The 16,670-nt window shown below is 37.3% G+C and carries 19 protein-coding genes; 7 read left to right on the top strand and 12 right to left on the bottom strand.

Annotation, left to right across the window (positions count from 1 at the left end; all coding sequences use genetic code 11):
- Window positions 1–29 precede the first annotated feature (29 nt).
- On the bottom strand, window positions 30–1,973 hold the full coding sequence (locus KQ486_RS00220; protein WP_274237234.1) for an AMP-binding protein: 1,944 nt from the start codon (window positions 1,971–1,973) through the stop codon (window positions 30–32).
- A gap of 102 nt (window positions 1,974–2,075) precedes the next feature.
- Entirely contained in the window at window positions 2,076–2,282 is a 207-nt protein-coding gene (locus tag KQ486_RS00225; RefSeq protein WP_144159046.1) for a hypothetical protein, read from the bottom strand.
- A gap of 92 nt (window positions 2,283–2,374) precedes the next feature.
- Between KQ486_RS00225 and KQ486_RS14520 the strand changes: the two genes are divergently transcribed.
- Window positions 2,375–2,500, top strand: coding sequence for a hypothetical protein (locus KQ486_RS14520; protein ID WP_274237237.1), 126 nt, complete (start codon window positions 2,375–2,377; stop codon window positions 2,498–2,500).
- Window positions 2,501–2,628: 128 nt separating this feature from the next.
- Here the strand turns inward: KQ486_RS14520 and KQ486_RS00230 are convergent, their stop codons facing one another.
- The 7 genes from KQ486_RS00230 to KQ486_RS00260 form a co-directional block, all read right to left on the bottom strand.
- A complete protein-coding gene (locus KQ486_RS00230) occupies window positions 2,629–3,597 on the bottom strand; it encodes a DNA-processing protein DprA (RefSeq protein ID WP_216686468.1) in 969 nt (322 codons plus the stop codon).
- Window positions 3,598–3,602: 5 nt separating this feature from the next.
- Window positions 3,603–4,157 (bottom strand): ComF family protein, encoded by a 555-nt coding sequence (locus tag KQ486_RS00235; RefSeq protein ID WP_216686469.1) that lies wholly within the window; start codon window positions 4,155–4,157, stop codon window positions 3,603–3,605.
- Between the two features lie 179 nt (window positions 4,158–4,336).
- Window positions 4,337–5,083, bottom strand: a complete 747-nt coding sequence (locus KQ486_RS00240; protein WP_216686470.1) for a hypothetical protein — start codon at window positions 5,081–5,083, stop codon at window positions 4,337–4,339.
- Window positions 5,080–5,793, bottom strand: coding sequence for a hypothetical protein (locus tag KQ486_RS00245; RefSeq protein ID WP_216686471.1), 714 nt, complete (start codon window positions 5,791–5,793; stop codon window positions 5,080–5,082). The genes KQ486_RS00240 and KQ486_RS00245 overlap by 4 nt, the downstream gene beginning before the upstream one ends.
- A gap of 523 nt (window positions 5,794–6,316) precedes the next feature.
- Window positions 6,317–6,559, bottom strand: a complete 243-nt coding sequence (tatA, locus tag KQ486_RS00250) for a twin-arginine translocase TatA/TatE family subunit (protein WP_144159031.1) — start codon at window positions 6,557–6,559, stop codon at window positions 6,317–6,319.
- Window positions 6,560–6,756: 197 nt separating this feature from the next.
- Window positions 6,757–6,981, bottom strand: a complete 225-nt coding sequence (locus KQ486_RS00255) for a DUF2188 domain-containing protein (RefSeq protein ID WP_144159028.1) — start codon at window positions 6,979–6,981, stop codon at window positions 6,757–6,759.
- 174 nt (window positions 6,982–7,155) lie between these two features.
- Complete coding sequence (locus KQ486_RS00260) at window positions 7,156–8,406, bottom strand: D-alanyl-D-alanine carboxypeptidase family protein (RefSeq protein WP_216686472.1); 1,251 nt, start codon at window positions 8,404–8,406, stop codon at window positions 7,156–7,158.
- A 179-nt stretch (window positions 8,407–8,585) separates the two neighbouring features.
- Here KQ486_RS00260 and KQ486_RS00265 point away from each other — a divergent pair, with 179 nt between their 5' ends.
- From KQ486_RS00265 to KQ486_RS00275, 3 genes are all read left to right on the top strand, one after another.
- Window positions 8,586–9,179, top strand: a complete 594-nt coding sequence (locus KQ486_RS00265) for a DUF421 domain-containing protein (protein ID WP_216686473.1) — start codon at window positions 8,586–8,588, stop codon at window positions 9,177–9,179.
- Window positions 9,180–9,263: 84 nt separating this feature from the next.
- A complete protein-coding gene (locus KQ486_RS00270; protein ID WP_216686474.1) occupies window positions 9,264–9,698 on the top strand; it encodes a YndM family protein in 435 nt (144 codons plus the stop codon).
- A 109-nt stretch (window positions 9,699–9,807) separates the two neighbouring features.
- Window positions 9,808–10,788: a superoxide dismutase gene (locus KQ486_RS00275; RefSeq protein WP_216686475.1), complete on the top strand. Its 981-nt coding sequence runs from the start codon at window positions 9,808–9,810 to the stop codon at window positions 10,786–10,788.
- A 112-nt stretch (window positions 10,789–10,900) separates the two neighbouring features.
- Here the strand turns inward: KQ486_RS00275 and KQ486_RS00280 are convergent, their stop codons facing one another.
- On the bottom strand, window positions 10,901–12,166 hold the full coding sequence (locus tag KQ486_RS00280) for a mechanosensitive ion channel (protein WP_144159016.1): 1,266 nt from the start codon (window positions 12,164–12,166) through the stop codon (window positions 10,901–10,903).
- 186 nt (window positions 12,167–12,352) lie between these two features.
- Here KQ486_RS00280 and KQ486_RS00285 point away from each other — a divergent pair, with 186 nt between their 5' ends.
- A complete protein-coding gene (locus tag KQ486_RS00285) occupies window positions 12,353–13,270 on the top strand; it encodes a glycerophosphodiester phosphodiesterase family protein (protein WP_216686476.1) in 918 nt (305 codons plus the stop codon).
- Between the two features lie 51 nt (window positions 13,271–13,321).
- Here KQ486_RS00285 and KQ486_RS00290 read toward each other — a convergent pair whose 3' ends face one another.
- Both KQ486_RS00290 and KQ486_RS00295 read right to left on the bottom strand, forming a co-directional pair.
- Window positions 13,322–15,364: a penicillin-binding transpeptidase domain-containing protein gene (locus tag KQ486_RS00290; protein WP_216686477.1), complete on the bottom strand. Its 2,043-nt coding sequence runs from the start codon at window positions 15,362–15,364 to the stop codon at window positions 13,322–13,324.
- Between the two features lie 52 nt (window positions 15,365–15,416).
- Window positions 15,417–15,734: an SCP2 sterol-binding domain-containing protein gene (locus KQ486_RS00295; protein WP_216686478.1), complete on the bottom strand. Its 318-nt coding sequence runs from the start codon at window positions 15,732–15,734 to the stop codon at window positions 15,417–15,419.
- Window positions 15,735–15,864: 130 nt separating this feature from the next.
- Between KQ486_RS00295 and KQ486_RS00300 the strand changes: the two genes are divergently transcribed.
- Window positions 15,865–16,011 (top strand): lmo0937 family membrane protein, encoded by a 147-nt coding sequence (locus KQ486_RS00300; protein WP_186278488.1) that lies wholly within the window; start codon window positions 15,865–15,867, stop codon window positions 16,009–16,011.
- A 100-nt stretch (window positions 16,012–16,111) separates the two neighbouring features.
- Window positions 16,112–16,639 (top strand): peptide-methionine (S)-S-oxide reductase MsrA, encoded by a 528-nt coding sequence (msrA, locus tag KQ486_RS00305; RefSeq protein WP_216686479.1) that lies wholly within the window; start codon window positions 16,112–16,114, stop codon window positions 16,637–16,639.
- Window positions 16,640–16,670: the final 31 nt, after the last annotated feature.

Consider the following 16,670-nt stretch of genomic DNA (forward strand, 5'->3'; position numbering starts at 1 on the left):
AAAAGCCCACGTAAAGTGGGCTTTGACTATTATTTTACTGTATTTAGTCTTTTAATATAATCCACTGATTCGGGGTTCTCCAAAGCAGACAAGTCACCGGCATCTTCACCAAGATATGCCGTCCGAATGGCGCGGCGCATCACTTTCGCATTGCGCGTTTTTGGTAAATCCTCAACAATATATACTTCTCGAGGTGCAATTGCTTTCCCTAATCGATGAATCGCATGGCTCGTTAACTCTTCAATCAATTCGCTTTCGGGTTTGCGATTTTCTTTTATAACGACGAAGGCAATAGGAGATTCACCTTTGACTTCATGTGGAACTCCGATCACACCAGCTTCGACAACAGCTTCATGTTCTACATAAATGGACTCCAACTCAGCCGGTCCGATCCGTTTACCAGCGACATTCAACGTATCATCTGACCGTCCAGTAATCGTATAAAAACCTTCCTCATCACAAATGACCCAATCACCATGACACCACGTATCCGGATAACGGTTCCAATACGTTTTTTCATAGCGTTCATTATCTTGATAGAATCCTTTCGTCATGCCTACCCACGGTTGTTTAATGACTAATTCACCAACTTCATTTTTTACGGATTGGCCGTTTTCATCATAAATATCTACATCCATTCCAGGAACAGCAGCATTAAAAGCCACCGGAGCGATCGGTTTAACGAGCACATTTGTTAAGATACCCCCAGAAATCTCCGTTCCTCCTGAGTAGTTGATAATCGGAACCTTGCGATTGAGAACCTTTTCAAATAGCCACATCCAAGGCTCGTCGTTCCAAGGTTCACCTGTCGATCCGACCATTTTCAACGTCGATAAATCATGCTTTGTCGCATACGATTCATCCATTGTCATTAACGTACGAATTAAAGTAGGGGAGATTCCTAAATGAGTCACTTGATGCTTTTCAACTAACTCCCAAATCCGACTAGGTTCTGGATAGGTTGGCGTGCCTTCGAAAACAGTAATGGTCGCACCATTCATTAATCCACCATAAACTAAGAAAGGCCCCATCATCCAGCCCATATCTGTATACCAGAAAATATTGTCTTGTTCAGTGACATCCATCATGACACCCGCATCAAACGCTGCTTTAACTGGAAATCCATGATGTGTATGCAATGTCCCTTTTGGTTTACCCGTTGTACCAGAAGTGAAGATGATCATATAAGGGTCATCACCATTTGTATGAACACTTTCGAAATGAGTATCTAACGTTTTTAATTGTTCCCAGTCAACATCTTTATCCGCATTCCATGAAACTTCTTCATTTGTTCGACGTACGACAAACACCTTCTCGATGGAAGAGGAGTCGGCGACTGCTTGATCTGCTTCTTCCTTTAGATTGATTTGTTTGCCGCCACGATAAAAACCATCTGCTGTAATTAAATATCTGGCCTGAGCGGCATTGATTCTCGTAGCAATCGCTTCAGACTTATAACCGGAAAATGCTGGACAAAAGATAGCACCAATCTTTGAAACCGCGAGCATCGCGATGACCGTTTCAGGAATCATCGGCATAAATATTGTAAACCGATCCCCAGATTTAGCTCCTTGAGCAACCAATCCGTTGGCAACTTGGTTTACTTGATCTTGAAGATCTTTATAAGTATACGTGATAACCTCTCCGTTATCGCCTTCCCAAATAATTGCTTGATTGTTTTGTGTTTCCACATCATTTGCGAAGCGATCAAGGGCATTATAAGCAACATTCATTTTACCGCCATCAAACCATTTGGGATATTTGTTACCGTTTTCAAGATTTAAGACACTTTGATATGGTTCAAACCATTGTAAGTTTAATTCGAGGTCAACTTCACCCCAAAATCGTCCGATGTCTTGTATGCTTTCCTGAAAGAATTCATCATAATTTTCGTGATTAAACCGTTGCATAAATTGATAAAGACGTGTGTTTTTTACATAATCTGAACTTGGATTCCAAACTGCTTTTGTCACAAAATCCCTCCTGCATTCGGTGTAGAATATTCTGAATATATGTTTATTATAACTTAGATGCGCATTGTTGAGAAGGAAAGACTTATCGAGAGGGGAGGGGATTTATCCATAGAAACCAATTGCTTTTAATAAATATACGCCGGTAAAAACAACCAACAAAGATCCAACGGTGACTATAGACGTCATTTTCATTTCTTTTGTATCAAACCAAACGAGCAAACCAATGATTAACGTAAATACAAGTCCGAAAATAATAGATGCAAAGGGTGTAGTCGGTGTGATAAAGTCAAACCAATTAATTGTCAACATAAAAACACCTCACTTATCTGAATATTATTACTTATATATTTGCTGATTAATGAATATTTGTCAAATACGTATGAACGTCGGAAGGAATTTAAATGAACTTTGAAGGATTGAATGTTAACGCTGAAGGATTTGGAATTAACACTGAAGTAGGCTCAATTAACACTGAAGAATTTGAAATAAACGTTGAAGCTGACTTAATCAACACTGAAGAATGCTAAATAACCAATGAAGTAGCTTAATAATTTGTTTTAATCTAACTTCCGATAATATATATTATGTAAACTAGCAAATAAATTTATTCACTGATTGGGATCAGTTACCTTTACTCCATCTCATTGTTGCAGAATTAGAATAAAGATAACTGCTCATCATTCTTATCAGAATCGGAATCCTTCTTAGATTCTCCAACGCTATTTAGGCTTTGAATAAATTTCTCAAAGTCTTTTGGAGTAAATAACGGCATTGCTTGATTCTTTTCTAATAATAATTGATTGCCACTAGCTTGATCATTATTTACAAGAAATTTATTCGGGTGATTTAAACAACCAAGTGGTTTTCTTTGTTTAAGACAAAAATCTACAGTATGCATGGTTCCGCCCTTAACATCGGTTTCAATTACAGCTACACCATCACTTACTCCACTTTGGATTCTATTTCTCTCAACAAAATAATTAGGTCTACCTCTCACACCTAAGCCATATTCACTAAGTAAACATCCACCCGCAGCTATTATTTTATCTGCTAGCGGCCTGTTTTCCTTAGGGTATATAGGAGTATCTAAACCCTGCGCTAGAACTGCTATCGTTTTCCCGTTAACTTCTATACAACCTTTATGGGCTAAAGTATCTATTCCTTTTGCTAAGCCACTTACTACAACTATTCCTCTTTCAGCAAAGTTCTTTCCAAATAAGTGACTACACGTACTTCCATACTCTGAGGGTTTACGAGTTCCTACAATTGCTACTAGTTTTTGATCATTTAAACAATTAAGATTACCTTTTGCATAAATTAATACGGGCGCATCCGGTATTCGTTTCAAGCGTTTAGGATACATTTCATCGCAGATCCCTATAACATGAATGTTTAATTTTTTACATAGTTCAATTTCTGCTCTTGCTTTATCATTCGATTTTATTAATGTTTCCCATTCAGGGACTTTAATCTTGGAGTTGTTGTTATTTGTGTGCTTGATTAATCCCCATAATTCCTTTAAGTTGCTAGGTGTTTCTGTTGTAGTATGGATTATTTCAGTAACTTTCACTCTTCCTATACCTGGTAATTTTAACAAAGTAAGAATATGTTCTGTATGTAACATCTAGACTAGTATCCTCCTGTCTCCCCAATTGCTAAACAATTGACCTTCTTTGCGCCATGATCTAAGAGGATCTTTTGACAAGCAAACAAAGAGTTATATGTTGTCGTTACATCATCTAAAATAAGAACTGTTTTTCCTTCAATTAAGTGTGAATTCTCTAAATGAATCGATTGCAAGTGAACCTCTTGATTTCTGTCGCCTCCGTTTGTTAATTTTGCAATTTTAGAGTGTCTAACTAAACAAGAGGTTGCATCAACTCTATTGTTTTGTGAAGCGAGCTTTGTAGCTAATCTTTTTACACCGGAGTCTTTATTAGCTGGGATGTGAGAAGGTACATAGGTTAATAAAATATTATCTTTTAAATGGGGATTTAATAGATTAAAGAAATGGTTAATTGCTCCGGGTTTTCCTTCTTTTAAATCTAACACTAGGCCAGAAAAGGAATTGAAATTTGGATTTCTGACTAACTTTCCCCACTCATTTTTAATCCGATAGGGATAATAAGTATTTAAAAATATTATCTGATTAGGATTATTATATTCCTCATTCAAAAATGGCATAAACTCTCCCCTTCATCATACGTTCAATCATCATAAGTTCAATCATCATAAGTTCAGTGATTTTTATGATGTCTTCTGTAATGTGTATGATGAAACCATTTTTGTTATGAATCGTATAAAATTGATAAGGAAAAATTCATAAGATGCACTATTCTCTAACTTACTCTATCACTTTCAGTCTACTTCTCAAGATCACTCTCATTAAACCATCGGACAAAATCCGTTGTTGTGGATCCACTGCTGAAGCCGTGTCCGTTTAATGAGTTTTCTGGAAAAGTTCTTTCATCAAATTCATTGTACGATGTCCAGCCAAAATAGATTAAATGATTCAAGCCCATGTGACTAAACAAATTCAACCCTTGTCTGTCTGGAATGGCTAAATTCGCAGTATTTTTATAGAAGGATTGCCAATCTTCAGGCAATGTAAACACGCCAAAGGAATTCTCTCCTACAGGAATCTCTCGTTCAATTTGTACCCGTGGTGTGTACATATGATTACCACTGGAAATTTGATAATTACGATCTCGAATAATGTAGTACTTCAGAGAGCTTAGTTCGTCTTTTGGGTTAAAGTTCCATAAAATATGGAACGTAGACGGTTTTTCAGCATCTATCTTCCACATAAGAGGTTCTCCGCTTGTATTTATGTGAATAGGTTCCCACTTTCTACTGCTCCACTCCCAGTAGCTGACCCCATATTTCTCAGATTTAGATATAAACGGGACAAAAACGTGCTCACGATCCAATTGAATGGTGTCCTGGATTTGATCTACTTCAGCTTGAGGAAATGTTTCATTGATTTGCTTGACTAATTGTTCATCTGATAGAAACCCAGTTGGCTTGGAAAAATAGTACCAATAGATGAAGAAAAGGATAATCAGAATAAAGACCGGAGCAGTGATTGTAAATAATTTTCTTTTTGTCATTGCTCTCCTACCTTTAATAATAATTCATCTGATCGAAAATAGTATTGACTCTCTGGAGTGGTTATTAGTAGACCTCTTCCATCTTTCTCTATGTAAATAGCTGAACTCACTCCACTTCCCCACTTTGAATCGAATTCCGTCAAAAAGTATGGAAACCTCTCATCGATAGCTTCAGCTTGTGGAGTCATGCTGGTTGCGACTTCGTCGTACCACTTGTCACTATGAATCGCTGCCCTGTTTAAGTCCTTCAATTGCTTAGTAAACTCATTTTTATTAAACGAAAACTCTTCAGCAGATGGGTGGATTGAGATGACTGAAGCATGATCGGCATTCGCTATGTATGTAGAGAGTTGATCTTCCGGGTAAACGAGATGGTTGAGTGGAATAGTCAACAAAGAAGTGAAGAGAAAAATAAATTGACCCGCAAATCCAATCCAAGCAAAGGGACGATACATTTCCCATCTCCCTTTTTTGCCTATAAAAAAAACCATCAAAATCCAAACACCTAACGGCAAGATTGGTAGCCGAATCCAGGAACCGAATACCTCTAGATTGACCGTAAACGCTAAAATACCGATAAAAGTAACCACTAAAACCTTCCAAAAAGCCGGTTTCTCCTGCAATTTCTTATATGTAAAATAAGCAATCGCAAAAATAGAAAACCAAGAAATTATCGTAAATATAGTTGTTATAACACTTACGTCTCCCATAAGTCACCTCACTTAAATCATGTGAACCTTTCATTATCGCAATGTATGTAATCACACTGTAAGTATGTGGTTCTCCAAGTAGAACCTTTTGATTCACTAATATTATATTACCTTTATTTGTAAGCTTGTTACTCCCTTGATGAAACCAGTATAACAGTCGGTACTAAAAATGTTTTCAAAAAAATAAGAGGCTGGGACAAATTAAAGTTTTACACTCAGAAACACGAATAGCAATCTAACTTAGCGTAGGAAATATACGGAGACTTCTGCGGTCAACTAAATGCGGCCACGTCCTGTGGCCAACGTTGACACTAGCCCGTCCTGAGCGTCGGGAGCAAAAGCCTAGGTGAGACCCCGCAGTGCGAAGCACGAGGAGGCTCAACAGCTGCCCGCGAAAAGCGGAGTATATTTCCGAAGCGGATATTTCCGGATTACTAAATTATATTATTCGTATCTGAGTCAACTTTGAAGGTTTAGTCCCAGCCTCTTATTATTTGCTCGTTCTGTATAATCAAAGTCTATCTTATGAATGGTTGTCTGTTTTTTGATCGACATTTTCAGAGGACTGATCTTCTTCAGTTTCATCTTTTGCATCTTTTTCGTCTTTTTCATGTTCACTTATTAAGTCATTCGTGGAGTTTTTGAATTCTTTCAATGTTTGACCCGCTGCTTTACCGAATTCAGGTAATTTTTTCGGTCCGAATATAACTAATAATATAATAACGATCAAAATTAATCCCGGTATACCAATTTGAGTGAATCCCATTTATTACACCTCTCTTGCTGAAATGACGTATTCTTATCCTTACTTATCTAATCATAACATCAAATAAATTCAAGCTAAAGAAATATCTTAATTCATACATTAAATTTAGATAAAACAGAACTTCTATTTATTATGGATAGAAGTTCTGTATTTTGCTAGAAGAATCCAATCACGTTTAATTAGAGTTATTTAAAATACTATCCTCTAGGTGGAAATGGATCGTTGCCGTAGCTATTTGATTCGCTGATTTTTCCATTGCGGTTATGAATGACGTGTTCTGTTTCATCATTTTTAGCTTTTTCACGTCCTGCTTCAACAGCTAACCCTTTTGTTTCATATAAATCTATCGTTTTACCATCTTGAACGTTTTTCCACTCACTACCATTCGGCACTGTGTGAACGGTTGGATTGTTATTTGCCATAATCCTTCACCTCATTTTTATGATGATATTTATTATTTTCCCGTTCAAATGGTGGAAATAACGATTTATCGTGTTAAATTCATATGACAAAATATATTTATTTCTGGTCCGATCTATAAAATGTGTCTTAACCGCTCAAACACCCTAACCTATTCTCAACTTCTTTTTCTTCACTCACCAATTTTTCCGCCAAGGACGAGGGTCTTTGTATGATTCGATAACGATTGGTGATTGTTCTGGTTTCGTCGTTCTTTTCTTCTTAAATCGCATAAACAACAACCCAGCAACAATCAGTATGCTGCTAAAGAGTATAGTGTACATAATGATTCGCCATAATCCAGGTCCATCAGAACCTGTTGGATTTGGGTTGGCTTCCCCTCCTGCTGTTGAACCGTACACTGGTTTATCATCCGTCATGGTTTCTTCTATTGGAAATTGATATTCAAAAATCAGTTCATTGGCTTTATTTTTAATGGACAAAAGGCCGTCTGTGTTGATCTGAGTTGTCCAATCTTGTCCCTTTTTAACAGTAAAATTGATTGTTTCATCTAAAATATATTGCTCGCCTTCTTCATCTGTGAATTCCTTACCGGCTGGTATTGTTTCTGTCTGGAATTGATATCCATATTCAATCAATCGCTCAGTATCCATATATGCATGCCTCGGATGTTCTGCATTAAGTGTGACTACGACTAACTCAATCTCATCATTTTCAGCAGTTGTTGACAGAGTAAATCCAGCATCGTCAGTGTAGCCATTTTTCACGCCTGTTACATCATCTCGTTGCAAAACAAGCTGGTGGTGATTCCGTAGGGTTGTATCCCAGCTTTCTCCTACCCATTTTAATTCTTTCGTCCCGACGATTTTCCGGAATGTTTGATTCTCCATCGCATAGGCAGTAATCCTTGCCATATCATGAGCAGTTGTTACGTGTTCAGGATCCGGTAGTCCATGTGGGTTTTTAAACGTAGAGTCGGTTACTCCAACCTTTTCTTGGACAAACTCAGTCATCCGCTCAGCGAATGCTTCTTCTGAACCATCGAGATGTTCAGCAATGGCAATTCCTGCATCATTTCCGGAATTAATAAGCAACCCCTGGATAAGTTTTTCTAGTGTTACCTCTTCCCCCTCTTCCAAATAAACGCGTGTCCCTTCGGCTTCCCGGGCATTTTGGCTGACGGTTACGATGTCCTCCAAATTGCCTTCTTTAATCGCAAGCAATCCACTAACGATTTTTGTGATGCTGGCTGGGTACATTTCTTTGTCTTTTTGCTTTTCATAGAGAATAACGCCTGAGTTGGCATCCATTAAAATGGCTGACTCACTGTACAATTCGAGTTCTTCTTCAGTGTGTGCATAAATAGGACTACTCCAAAATAACAAGGAAGTGATCATTAATATTGAAATGATTCTCAGTATATTCATCAGAAGGCTCCTAAAATTGATCGATTTTTGTCGTTTTCATCTACTAAAAGTATAAGGAATCAAAACATATTGTGCAATTGCTTATCAAGGAAATTCAGATTATTATGATCTGATTCAATTGGTATAAGATGCGCTGGTACATCCAAAATATAAATAACAATATAAAAGTAGGTGGTTGAATGGTTGTTGTCTGGGAATCGCTTTTGATGGTTGTTGCAGGATTATTTTTGTTGCGTTTTGCCGGCAGAAAATCTATATCACAAATGTCACTCGCTCAAACAGTTGTCATGATTTCGATAGGGTCCATTATTATTCAACCCATTGTAGAGTCGAGTGTTTGGCGGACGTTGTTAGCTGCTTCAATGTTTATATTGGCGTTAATCGTGATGGAGTATTTACAAGTAAAATTCAATTTCATGGAAAACTTCATTACAGGTAAATCAAAAATCGTGATTGAGCAAGGTGAATTAAAAACGAAAAACATGAAAAAATTACGTTTTACTGCCGATCAGTTGGAAATGCGATTGCGTCAACAAGGAATTAATCGGATTAGTGATGTGAAAACAGCGACACTTGAACCCAATGGACAGCTCGGCTATGAATTGTTTCCGGATGCAAAACCAATTACTGTCAGAGAGTTTAAAGAATTAATGAGTTTGTATACAGGCTTACAAGTTCAACAAAATCAAAATAATCATCAACAAACATCCAATATTTTTGATGAAATGAAAAAGAATGTCGAGACGCCACAGTCTCCTGATCATCTAAAGTAGATATTGATTTTTCCATACTATTGAAAGAATAACTTTTGATGAATTTCAAAAGCTATAGGTAAATATCGGGAAGGAGTTAGCTAAATGAATCATTTCAGTTTAATTTTAAGCAAATTTGTTGCGATGTTGGTTTTACTGTATATTATCCTCGGAATTATATTCGGTGTGAATTTCATGAGTGTTTTTTGGGTCACTTTGACTTTTTCAATCGTTTCTTATCTAATTGGCGATTTGCTTATTTTACCAAGAACCAATAATATGGTTGCATCAGTTGTAGATTTCGTTATGAGTTTTGCGGTAATTTACTTTTTAGTGGATGCGTACGCTTTTGAAGGAAACTTATTTACGGCAAGCCTGCTATCTGCAATTGGGGTCACTTTATTCGAAGTGTTTTTCCATAACTCGGTCCAGACTCAAATGGAAGAAGAAAACAATGTAGACAGACGGAGATATAATTTACAAACAGAGGTCTCAGAAGAAATTGACCCACTCATTGAGGATGAGAATCGGACTGATTAATAATAAAGGATAATCACTTCTGTCCTAAAAAAACAGAAGTGATTTTTTCCTATAACCATTCACCTATGTCATACATACAATAAAACGATGACATAAGGAGGTATAAAATATGGAAGACCGTAATTCGCTTTATCAATACGTCGTAGAAATGGAAAATTGGCTCGAGCAATTCCAATATACCATGCAAGAGCTGGAAAAGAATCCAAGTGTGGTGCTCAACAACGACACACTCCCAAATATACAAAAACAGCTCAATAAACTAGTGACTGATATAAATTATTATAAAAACACCCCTCAAGAACTACACAAAGACTTGATGAATGACTTACAAAAAGAGGCATCTGCTTTATATAATGGATATCGATCACTTCTTCAATCGAATTCAAAGAAAGAGCAACAAAAATCAATGAAAGAAAAGAAAATGAAAACAAACCCTAAGGAGATCTCAGAAAAACCATCTGGGTTCGTTCCCATTGGAGAACATAAACTCCCTCCCCTACCCTATTCATACGACGCTTTGGAGCCTTATATAGATAACGAAATCATGAAGTTACATCATCAAAAACATCATCAAAGTTATGTTGATGGCTTGAATAAGGCTGAACGTGAGATGGAGAAAGCAAGAAGGAATAATGACTATCATCTGATTAAGCATTGGGAACGAGAAGCGGCATTTCATGGTGCAGGTCATTATTTGCATACGATATTTTGGGACATCATGAATCCGAAAGGTGGCGGCAAGCCCAAAGGAGATTTACTGAAAGCGATAAAGAAGTCCTTTCATAGCTTTGATGCATTCAAGAAACATTTCTCTGAAGCGGCTAAAAATGTTGAAGGTGTTGGCTGGGCAATTCTCGTTTGGTCCCCCCGTTCACATCGGTTAGAAATCTTACAATCAGAAAAACACCAAGTCCTAACTCAGTGGGATGTCATTCCGCTACTTGTATTGGATGTATGGGAACATGCTTATTACTTACAATACAAAAATAATCGAGATGAGTATGTAGACAATTGGTGGAATGTAGTTTGCTGGGATTCGGTTTCTAAACGATTTGACCAAGCGAAAAAATTGACGTGGCAACCTTATTAATGACCATAAATTAAAACGTTTTTTAATTATGTATGTTGATCAATACATTATAATTTTTTATTAATGAAAAACCGTCCATTGCCCTATTGGGTCAAGTGGACGGTTTTCACTGTTATAAAGTTGGTGGTTCATCATTGGAACCAGGCTGATTTTGTTGTGTTTTCTTATTCATTTTCTTTTCAGCTTTGCTTAATTGATTTTTGGCAAATTCTCTACCGCCAATACCAAAGGAAATCGCAAAGGCTGTCATGAGACCGCCAAGAATCAATAGGAAACCTAGATTCACAATGGAAGTTGCGAATTTCAACTGATCAAGTGTCATAAATACTGCAAATACAATGATCACATATTTGATGATCGTTGCAGATGCTTTGCTTCCAGTGTATCGACGAATCCATTTATCCAAGAGGTTCGCCAAGAAGAATCCAATACCTAAGATCAATAAAGCACTTACTAATAATGGTAGGTATTCAAGAATGGCACTACCAATGTTATTCAATACCTCTAACTGTAAGACATTTAACGCCTCGACAGTAAAGAATAAGATAATGATGAATTTAACCACATTGGTGATTACTTTCGACAAATCAAAGGATGGCTCTTCACTTTCACTCAACCCAACAGCTCGATAAATTCGATCGATACCAGCACCTTTGAGTACACTGAATAGTAAGTTGCCGACGAATTTTGCAATGTAATAGCCTAATACGGCTAGTATGATTGCAACGAAAATGTTCGGAATCATATTCAGAACACTATTTAGAACAGCTGTTACCGGTTCTGTTATCGATTGGATGTTTAATGCATCCAAAGCCATCGTGATAACTGGAATCAATACGAAAACGTAAACAATGTTTGCCAAAACATTGGATAAAGCGTATTGATTAGGTGCCTCACCCGCTGAATCTGGATTTAGCTTTTGATACCAACTATCGATGTGTAAACTTTGTAGGAATTTAAATACCAAATCTTTAATGAGTCTGGCAATAAATACACCTAAAACGAGGATGATTGCCGCTGCGATCAAGTTTGGAATAAACGATAGCATCCGGTCCATCATGTTGGTAATCGGTTCAGATACGGAATTCATCCCTAATGCATTAAGAATTGAAGGTAAGAATAGGATGAATATGAGGTAGTAAACAATGTTGCCGATTATACTTAGAATATCTTCGCCTTGCTCTTTATTTTGAATAATCGGTGCTTTGCTAAGAGCTTTATGGAAGCCCATCTTTACAAAGCCCTTTGTGATGAGTGCTTTGACACCCTTGGCAATAATCCAAGCTAATAAAAGAAGTAGTAATGCATAAATGACATTCGGAATGGCTTGGATCAATTGAGTTAACATTGATTGAAAAGAATCGCTAATGTTATTCATTTTTCCACTCTCCTTTATCATTAAATAATGACTCAATAAACATATTACCTATCATAAACCCGACTAAACATTTTGCCCGCTATTAAACACATAGTTAAGTAGAAGGTAATTTTTTAAAGGTATAAAAATCACCTTTTATAGATTTAATAGAATGATATAATCTCAAAAGAAAAGGAGGCCATTAACTTGAGAAAAAGAAAGCGAAATCCATTTAGAGCATTACGTACGCTGTTACTGATTTTAGGTGCAATCTACATATTCTTAAATATATTACCGGTTCACCACGTAGAAGCTCATCCTTTTTTCGAAAATGGAGACAAGCCATTGGTTGTTGCACATCAGGGTGGGGAGCATTTAAGACCTTCAAACACAATGATTGCTTTTGAACATGCAAAAGAACTTGGCGTGGATGTAATAGAAACGGATATCCATATATCTAAGGATGGTTATCTAGTTGCCATTCATGATCCAACCGTCAACCGGACGACAGACGGTAGTGGTAAGGTTGTTGATTTCAACTTAGATGAGTTGAAGCAATTAGATGCAGGCTATTATTTCGAGAAGAACGGTAAACATCCTTATCGAAATCAAGGGATTCAATTGGTTACCATCGAAGAATTATTTCAACGTTTTCCTGATATGCGGTTCATATTGGAAATTAAAAATACAAATCCAAGTGAGAAGATCGACCCGCTCATCAATCGGTTGGTTCACTTAATTGATACATATGGAATGAGAGAGAAAGTACTCATTGGATCATTTGATCAAGAAGTAGTCGAACAATTTCGAAGTCAAGCAGGTCCTGGAATAGTTACATCAGGCGGCAGAGGTGAAGTGACGAAATTTGTCATCTTGAACAAATTCTTTTTAAAGAATTTCTATCGCCCTCAAGTAGAGGCACTGCAAATCCCTCAATCAGAAAGCGGCTTTGATTTAACGACAAAATCTATTGTTGAAGGTGCTGAACGAATTGGCATGAACCTTCACTATTGGACGATTAATGATCCGGATGATATGCGAAGATTGATTGAAAACGGTGCTGATGGCATTATTACCGATCGACCTGATCTATTGATTGAAATATTAAACCAATTAGGTTACTGACAACAAAAAAGACTGCATGGAAGTGATCCGCGTCCATGCAGTCTTTTACTATTATTGACTCATTTTTTCATAAAACATTTTCGCTTTCTTAACAGCATATCCACTGCCGCCTTGATCCTGCACACCTTCCAAAAGAATTCCTAACACGAAATCGGGTTGATTTTGATCATAAGAAATGAATAGACCATTTTGCTCATCATTTTCATCCTCATGACTAGCTTTTAACTCAGCTGTTCCTGTTTTTCCAGCAATCGCTCTTCCTTCGATTTCGGCAGATGTTGCTGTCCCTTCCGTTACAACTTTTCGCAATAAGTTTTGTAATCGTTCTACGTTCTCACCCGTAGTGATTTCGCTCAGCCACACCTCTGGAGATTCTGATGCGAGCAATAATGGTTTCTGGATGTTTCCGTCGTTTGCAATTCCGCCATAAATGGATGACAGATGAACGATATTGATTAAAACTTCTCCTTGACCGTAAGCTGAATCAGCTAATTGACCTTCAGAGCTGAATTCTCCGCTGTTAGATACTTGAGATGTAGCCATTGGATATGCGAATGGAATGGATTCTGCAAATCCTAAGGCTTCTAATTCTTCTTGGAATGTTTCGCCACCCATTTTTAATCCTTGCATCGCAAAGTAAATATTATCAGAATGCTTGAAGCCTGTTTCCAAGTCAACATTGGTATGATTCGTACTGACACGGGTTACTTTGAAATCACCCCATGAGTCATCTTTTTGCCAGCGTTTCCCTTCGATCTCCAATGCTTCATTTGGATCAAGTGTACCTGCATTTAATCCCGCAACCGTCGTTAGAAGCTTCATTGTTGAACCAGGTGAATAAGTAGAAGAGAAACGATTAATTAATGGTTGATCAGGATTTTTAGATAACTGGCTATATTGTTCATCGGTGATTCCGTGAACGAATAAATTAGGGTCAAAACTAGGCAAACTAACTAAACTCGTTACTTCTCCAGTCTCAGGATCGATGGTTGTAGCAGTTCCCTTCTCTCCTTCTAAAACGGAGTATAATTTCGATTGAAGTTCAGCATCAATGGTAACCTTTATATCTTCACCATCTTTTGCCTCTTGTTCAACTACAGGTGTTTTGGAGCCATCCGGCTTTTCTATATAAAGCTCAATACCATTAATCCCCCGTAGTTGGTCTTCATATAACTGTTCAAGTCCTCTTTTCCCTACAACATCACTTGATGAATATCCTTTTCCTTCAAGCTCTTCCAAGTCTTCAGCTGTTACTTGGCCAATGTAACCTGTTAAGTGCCCTAACACATCTTTATATGGGTATATTCGGTCAACCTCAACTCGGGAGGATACGCCTCCTATTGATACAGCATTCTGAACGATGTCTTTATCGTCTAACATGAATTTCTTGACGGGTACGAAATGATCTTCATCAACCCAGCTTTGTGTATACTTTTCTTTAATAGATTCTGGTGAAACCTTCAAGATATTCGCTAATTCTGAGAGCGTATTTTCATTGAAGTCCATAGGTGTTATTCCTACTTCATATACCTCACCATTCGCTGCGATGCGATTGCCATTTCGGTCTAAAATCTCTCCCCGTGATGCCAGTGTTGTTTGATATCGCACCTCATCTTCTGCCTGCATTTCAGGCATGATGAAAGTTGTATCCCATTCAACAAACCAGCGATCTTCTTCATTTTCTTCTTCTTCTTCCTTTTCATTCAACGGGCGTGTTAACTGTAATGTATTTTCATATTGAATTTGACCAGCTAACGTATTAAACGAGATTTGAATAGGCACCTCATATTCCGTCATCGTCTCGAGTTCCTCATTTGTCAGCTCTTCTACCGGCTCTGTACGCTCAATGGTAACTTGGTCCACAGAAAGAGCTTCATATAAATGATTATAACGTTCTACAAAATCTTCTTGAGAAAAAGTTGATTTTGTTTGCTCGCTCAAATAGTTTTCATACAATTTTTCAAAGTCATATTCCATCCATTGCTCCATGTATTCATCAGCTGTATCGTTTGGATTCGGATATTGTGTCTCCTCTTCTGAACACGCAGTCAAAAATAAAACTGTCACCAGAAATAAAACAACCGCTTTTTTCATTATTGACCTCCTAGCTTCTCTAATCAAATTCATTAGCTTCAAATTTTAATGATTAACGATAGTTGTTTAGCACATTCTGTAGTTTTAACGCGAGACCAATGTTTCCATCTACTTTAATTTTCCCCATCATAAAAGCAGAGGTGGCATTCAATTGCCCATCGATCAACTTATGTAAGTTTTCTTTTTTCAATCGCAAGCTACATTTAGCATGATCGGTTGCTTCTTCATTCAACTCCACACCTTGGTCAAAAAATTCAATGGAGTATTGTCCCCCTTCACTCAATATGAAATTATAAGTAGCGGACAAATGATCTAATCCACTTGGGTCCTCATTCATTTTATCAACTAATTTTTGTAAAGTCTCTCTCATCTCATCATCCCCTATTATTTCTTACTTATTTCATTATAACAAATATTCTACGTTTCGATAGAACTGAAGTTTGAATACCGTGTCGCATGGGTACGTTACTAATAAATAGAAAAATGAAGAGGTGAAGAAAATGCTCTGGTGGATTATAGGGATTATACTCGCGATCTGGTTAATTGGTTTTATATTGGACATCGCTGGGGGACTCATTCACTTATTATTGATCGTCGCAGGAATTGTATTTGTCTTCCAATTGATTACGGGAAAAAGAAAATTATGACTGATGAGTCTTGGGTGTGCATCAACACTCAAGGCTTTTTTATTTTGCAAAAGCCCTTCAACTGTTATAATTCAGTGTATTGTGAAAGGGGTGTAGTGCATTGACTGAACATAAAGAAAAAGCCGTGTTTGCAGGCGGATGTTTTTGGTGTATGGTAAAGCCATTTGATCAATGGGATGGTGTTTATTCTGTTACTTCCGGCTACACAGGTGGACATGTAACAAATCCTACATATGAACAAGTGAAAGAAGGAAATTCAGGTCATTATGAAGCGGTAGAGATTGTCTTTGATCCAAGTAAAGTTTCTTATGAATTTATTTTGGACCTCTACTGGAAACAAATTGATCCGACGGACCCAGGTGGTCAGTTTCATGATCGCGGATCACAATATCGGACAGCAATATTTTACCAGAACGAGCAACAAAAACGATTGGCGGAACAATCGAAACGAGAGTTGGAACAATCCGGCCGTTTTAAACAACCGATTGTCACCGAAATTTTAAAAGCTTCCACCTTCTATCCTGCAGAGGAAGAACACCAAGACTTTTATAAAAAGAATGAGGAATATTATTTAAAAGATCGTGAAAAATCAGGTCGAGATGAATTTATCGACCAGAATTGGAATTAAAAAAGCAGCATTCTCGGAATAACCGGGAATG

It is taken from the genome of Allobacillus halotolerans (assembly GCF_018967645.1).
GTDB lineage: Bacteria > Bacillota > Bacilli > Bacillales > Alkalibacillaceae > Allobacillus > Allobacillus halotolerans.

Coding starts and splice junctions, on each gene's coding strand:
- KQ486_RS00290 (WP_216686477.1), bottom strand. CDS start 15,364: ATGAAAAAAGCGGTTGTTTTATTTCTGGTGACAGTTTTATTTTTGACT.
- KQ486_RS00255 (WP_144159028.1), bottom strand. CDS start 6,981: ATGGCAAATAACAATCCAACCGTTCACACAGTGCCGAATGGTAGTGAG.
- KQ486_RS00245 (WP_216686471.1), bottom strand. CDS start 5,793: ATGGGAGACGTAAGTGTTATAACAACTATATTTACGATAATTTCTTGG.
- KQ486_RS00235 (WP_216686469.1), bottom strand. CDS start 4,157: ATGCCATTTTTGAATGAGGAATATAATAATCCTAATCAGATAATATTT.
- KQ486_RS14520 (WP_274237237.1), top strand. CDS start 2,375: ATGAACTTTGAAGGATTGAATGTTAACGCTGAAGGATTTGGAATTAAC.
- KQ486_RS00270 (WP_216686474.1), top strand. CDS start 9,264: ATGAATCATTTCAGTTTAATTTTAAGCAAATTTGTTGCGATGTTGGTT.
- KQ486_RS00230 (WP_216686468.1), bottom strand. CDS start 3,597: ATGTTACATACAGAACATATTCTTACTTTGTTAAAATTACCAGGTATA.
- tatA (WP_144159031.1), bottom strand. CDS start 6,559: ATGGGATTCACTCAAATTGGTATACCGGGATTAATTTTGATCGTTATT.
- KQ486_RS00260 (WP_216686472.1), bottom strand. CDS start 8,406: ATGAATATACTGAGAATCATTTCAATATTAATGATCACTTCCTTGTTA.
- KQ486_RS00280 (WP_144159016.1), bottom strand. CDS start 12,166: ATGAATAACATTAGCGATTCTTTTCAATCAATGTTAACTCAATTGATC.
- KQ486_RS00240 (WP_216686470.1), bottom strand. CDS start 5,083: ATGACAAAAAGAAAATTATTTACAATCACTGCTCCGGTCTTTATTCTG.
- KQ486_RS00300 (WP_186278488.1), top strand. CDS start 15,865: ATGCTCTGGTGGATTATAGGGATTATACTCGCGATCTGGTTAATTGGT.
- KQ486_RS00225 (WP_144159046.1), bottom strand. CDS start 2,282: ATGTTGACAATTAATTGGTTTGACTTTATCACACCGACTACACCCTTT.
- KQ486_RS00295 (WP_216686478.1), bottom strand. CDS start 15,734: ATGAGAGAGACTTTACAAAAATTAGTTGATAAAATGAATGAGGACCCA.
- KQ486_RS00275 (WP_216686475.1), top strand. CDS start 9,808: ATGGAAGACCGTAATTCGCTTTATCAATACGTCGTAGAAATGGAAAAT.
- KQ486_RS00265 (WP_216686473.1), top strand. CDS start 8,586: ATGGTTGTTGTCTGGGAATCGCTTTTGATGGTTGTTGCAGGATTATTT.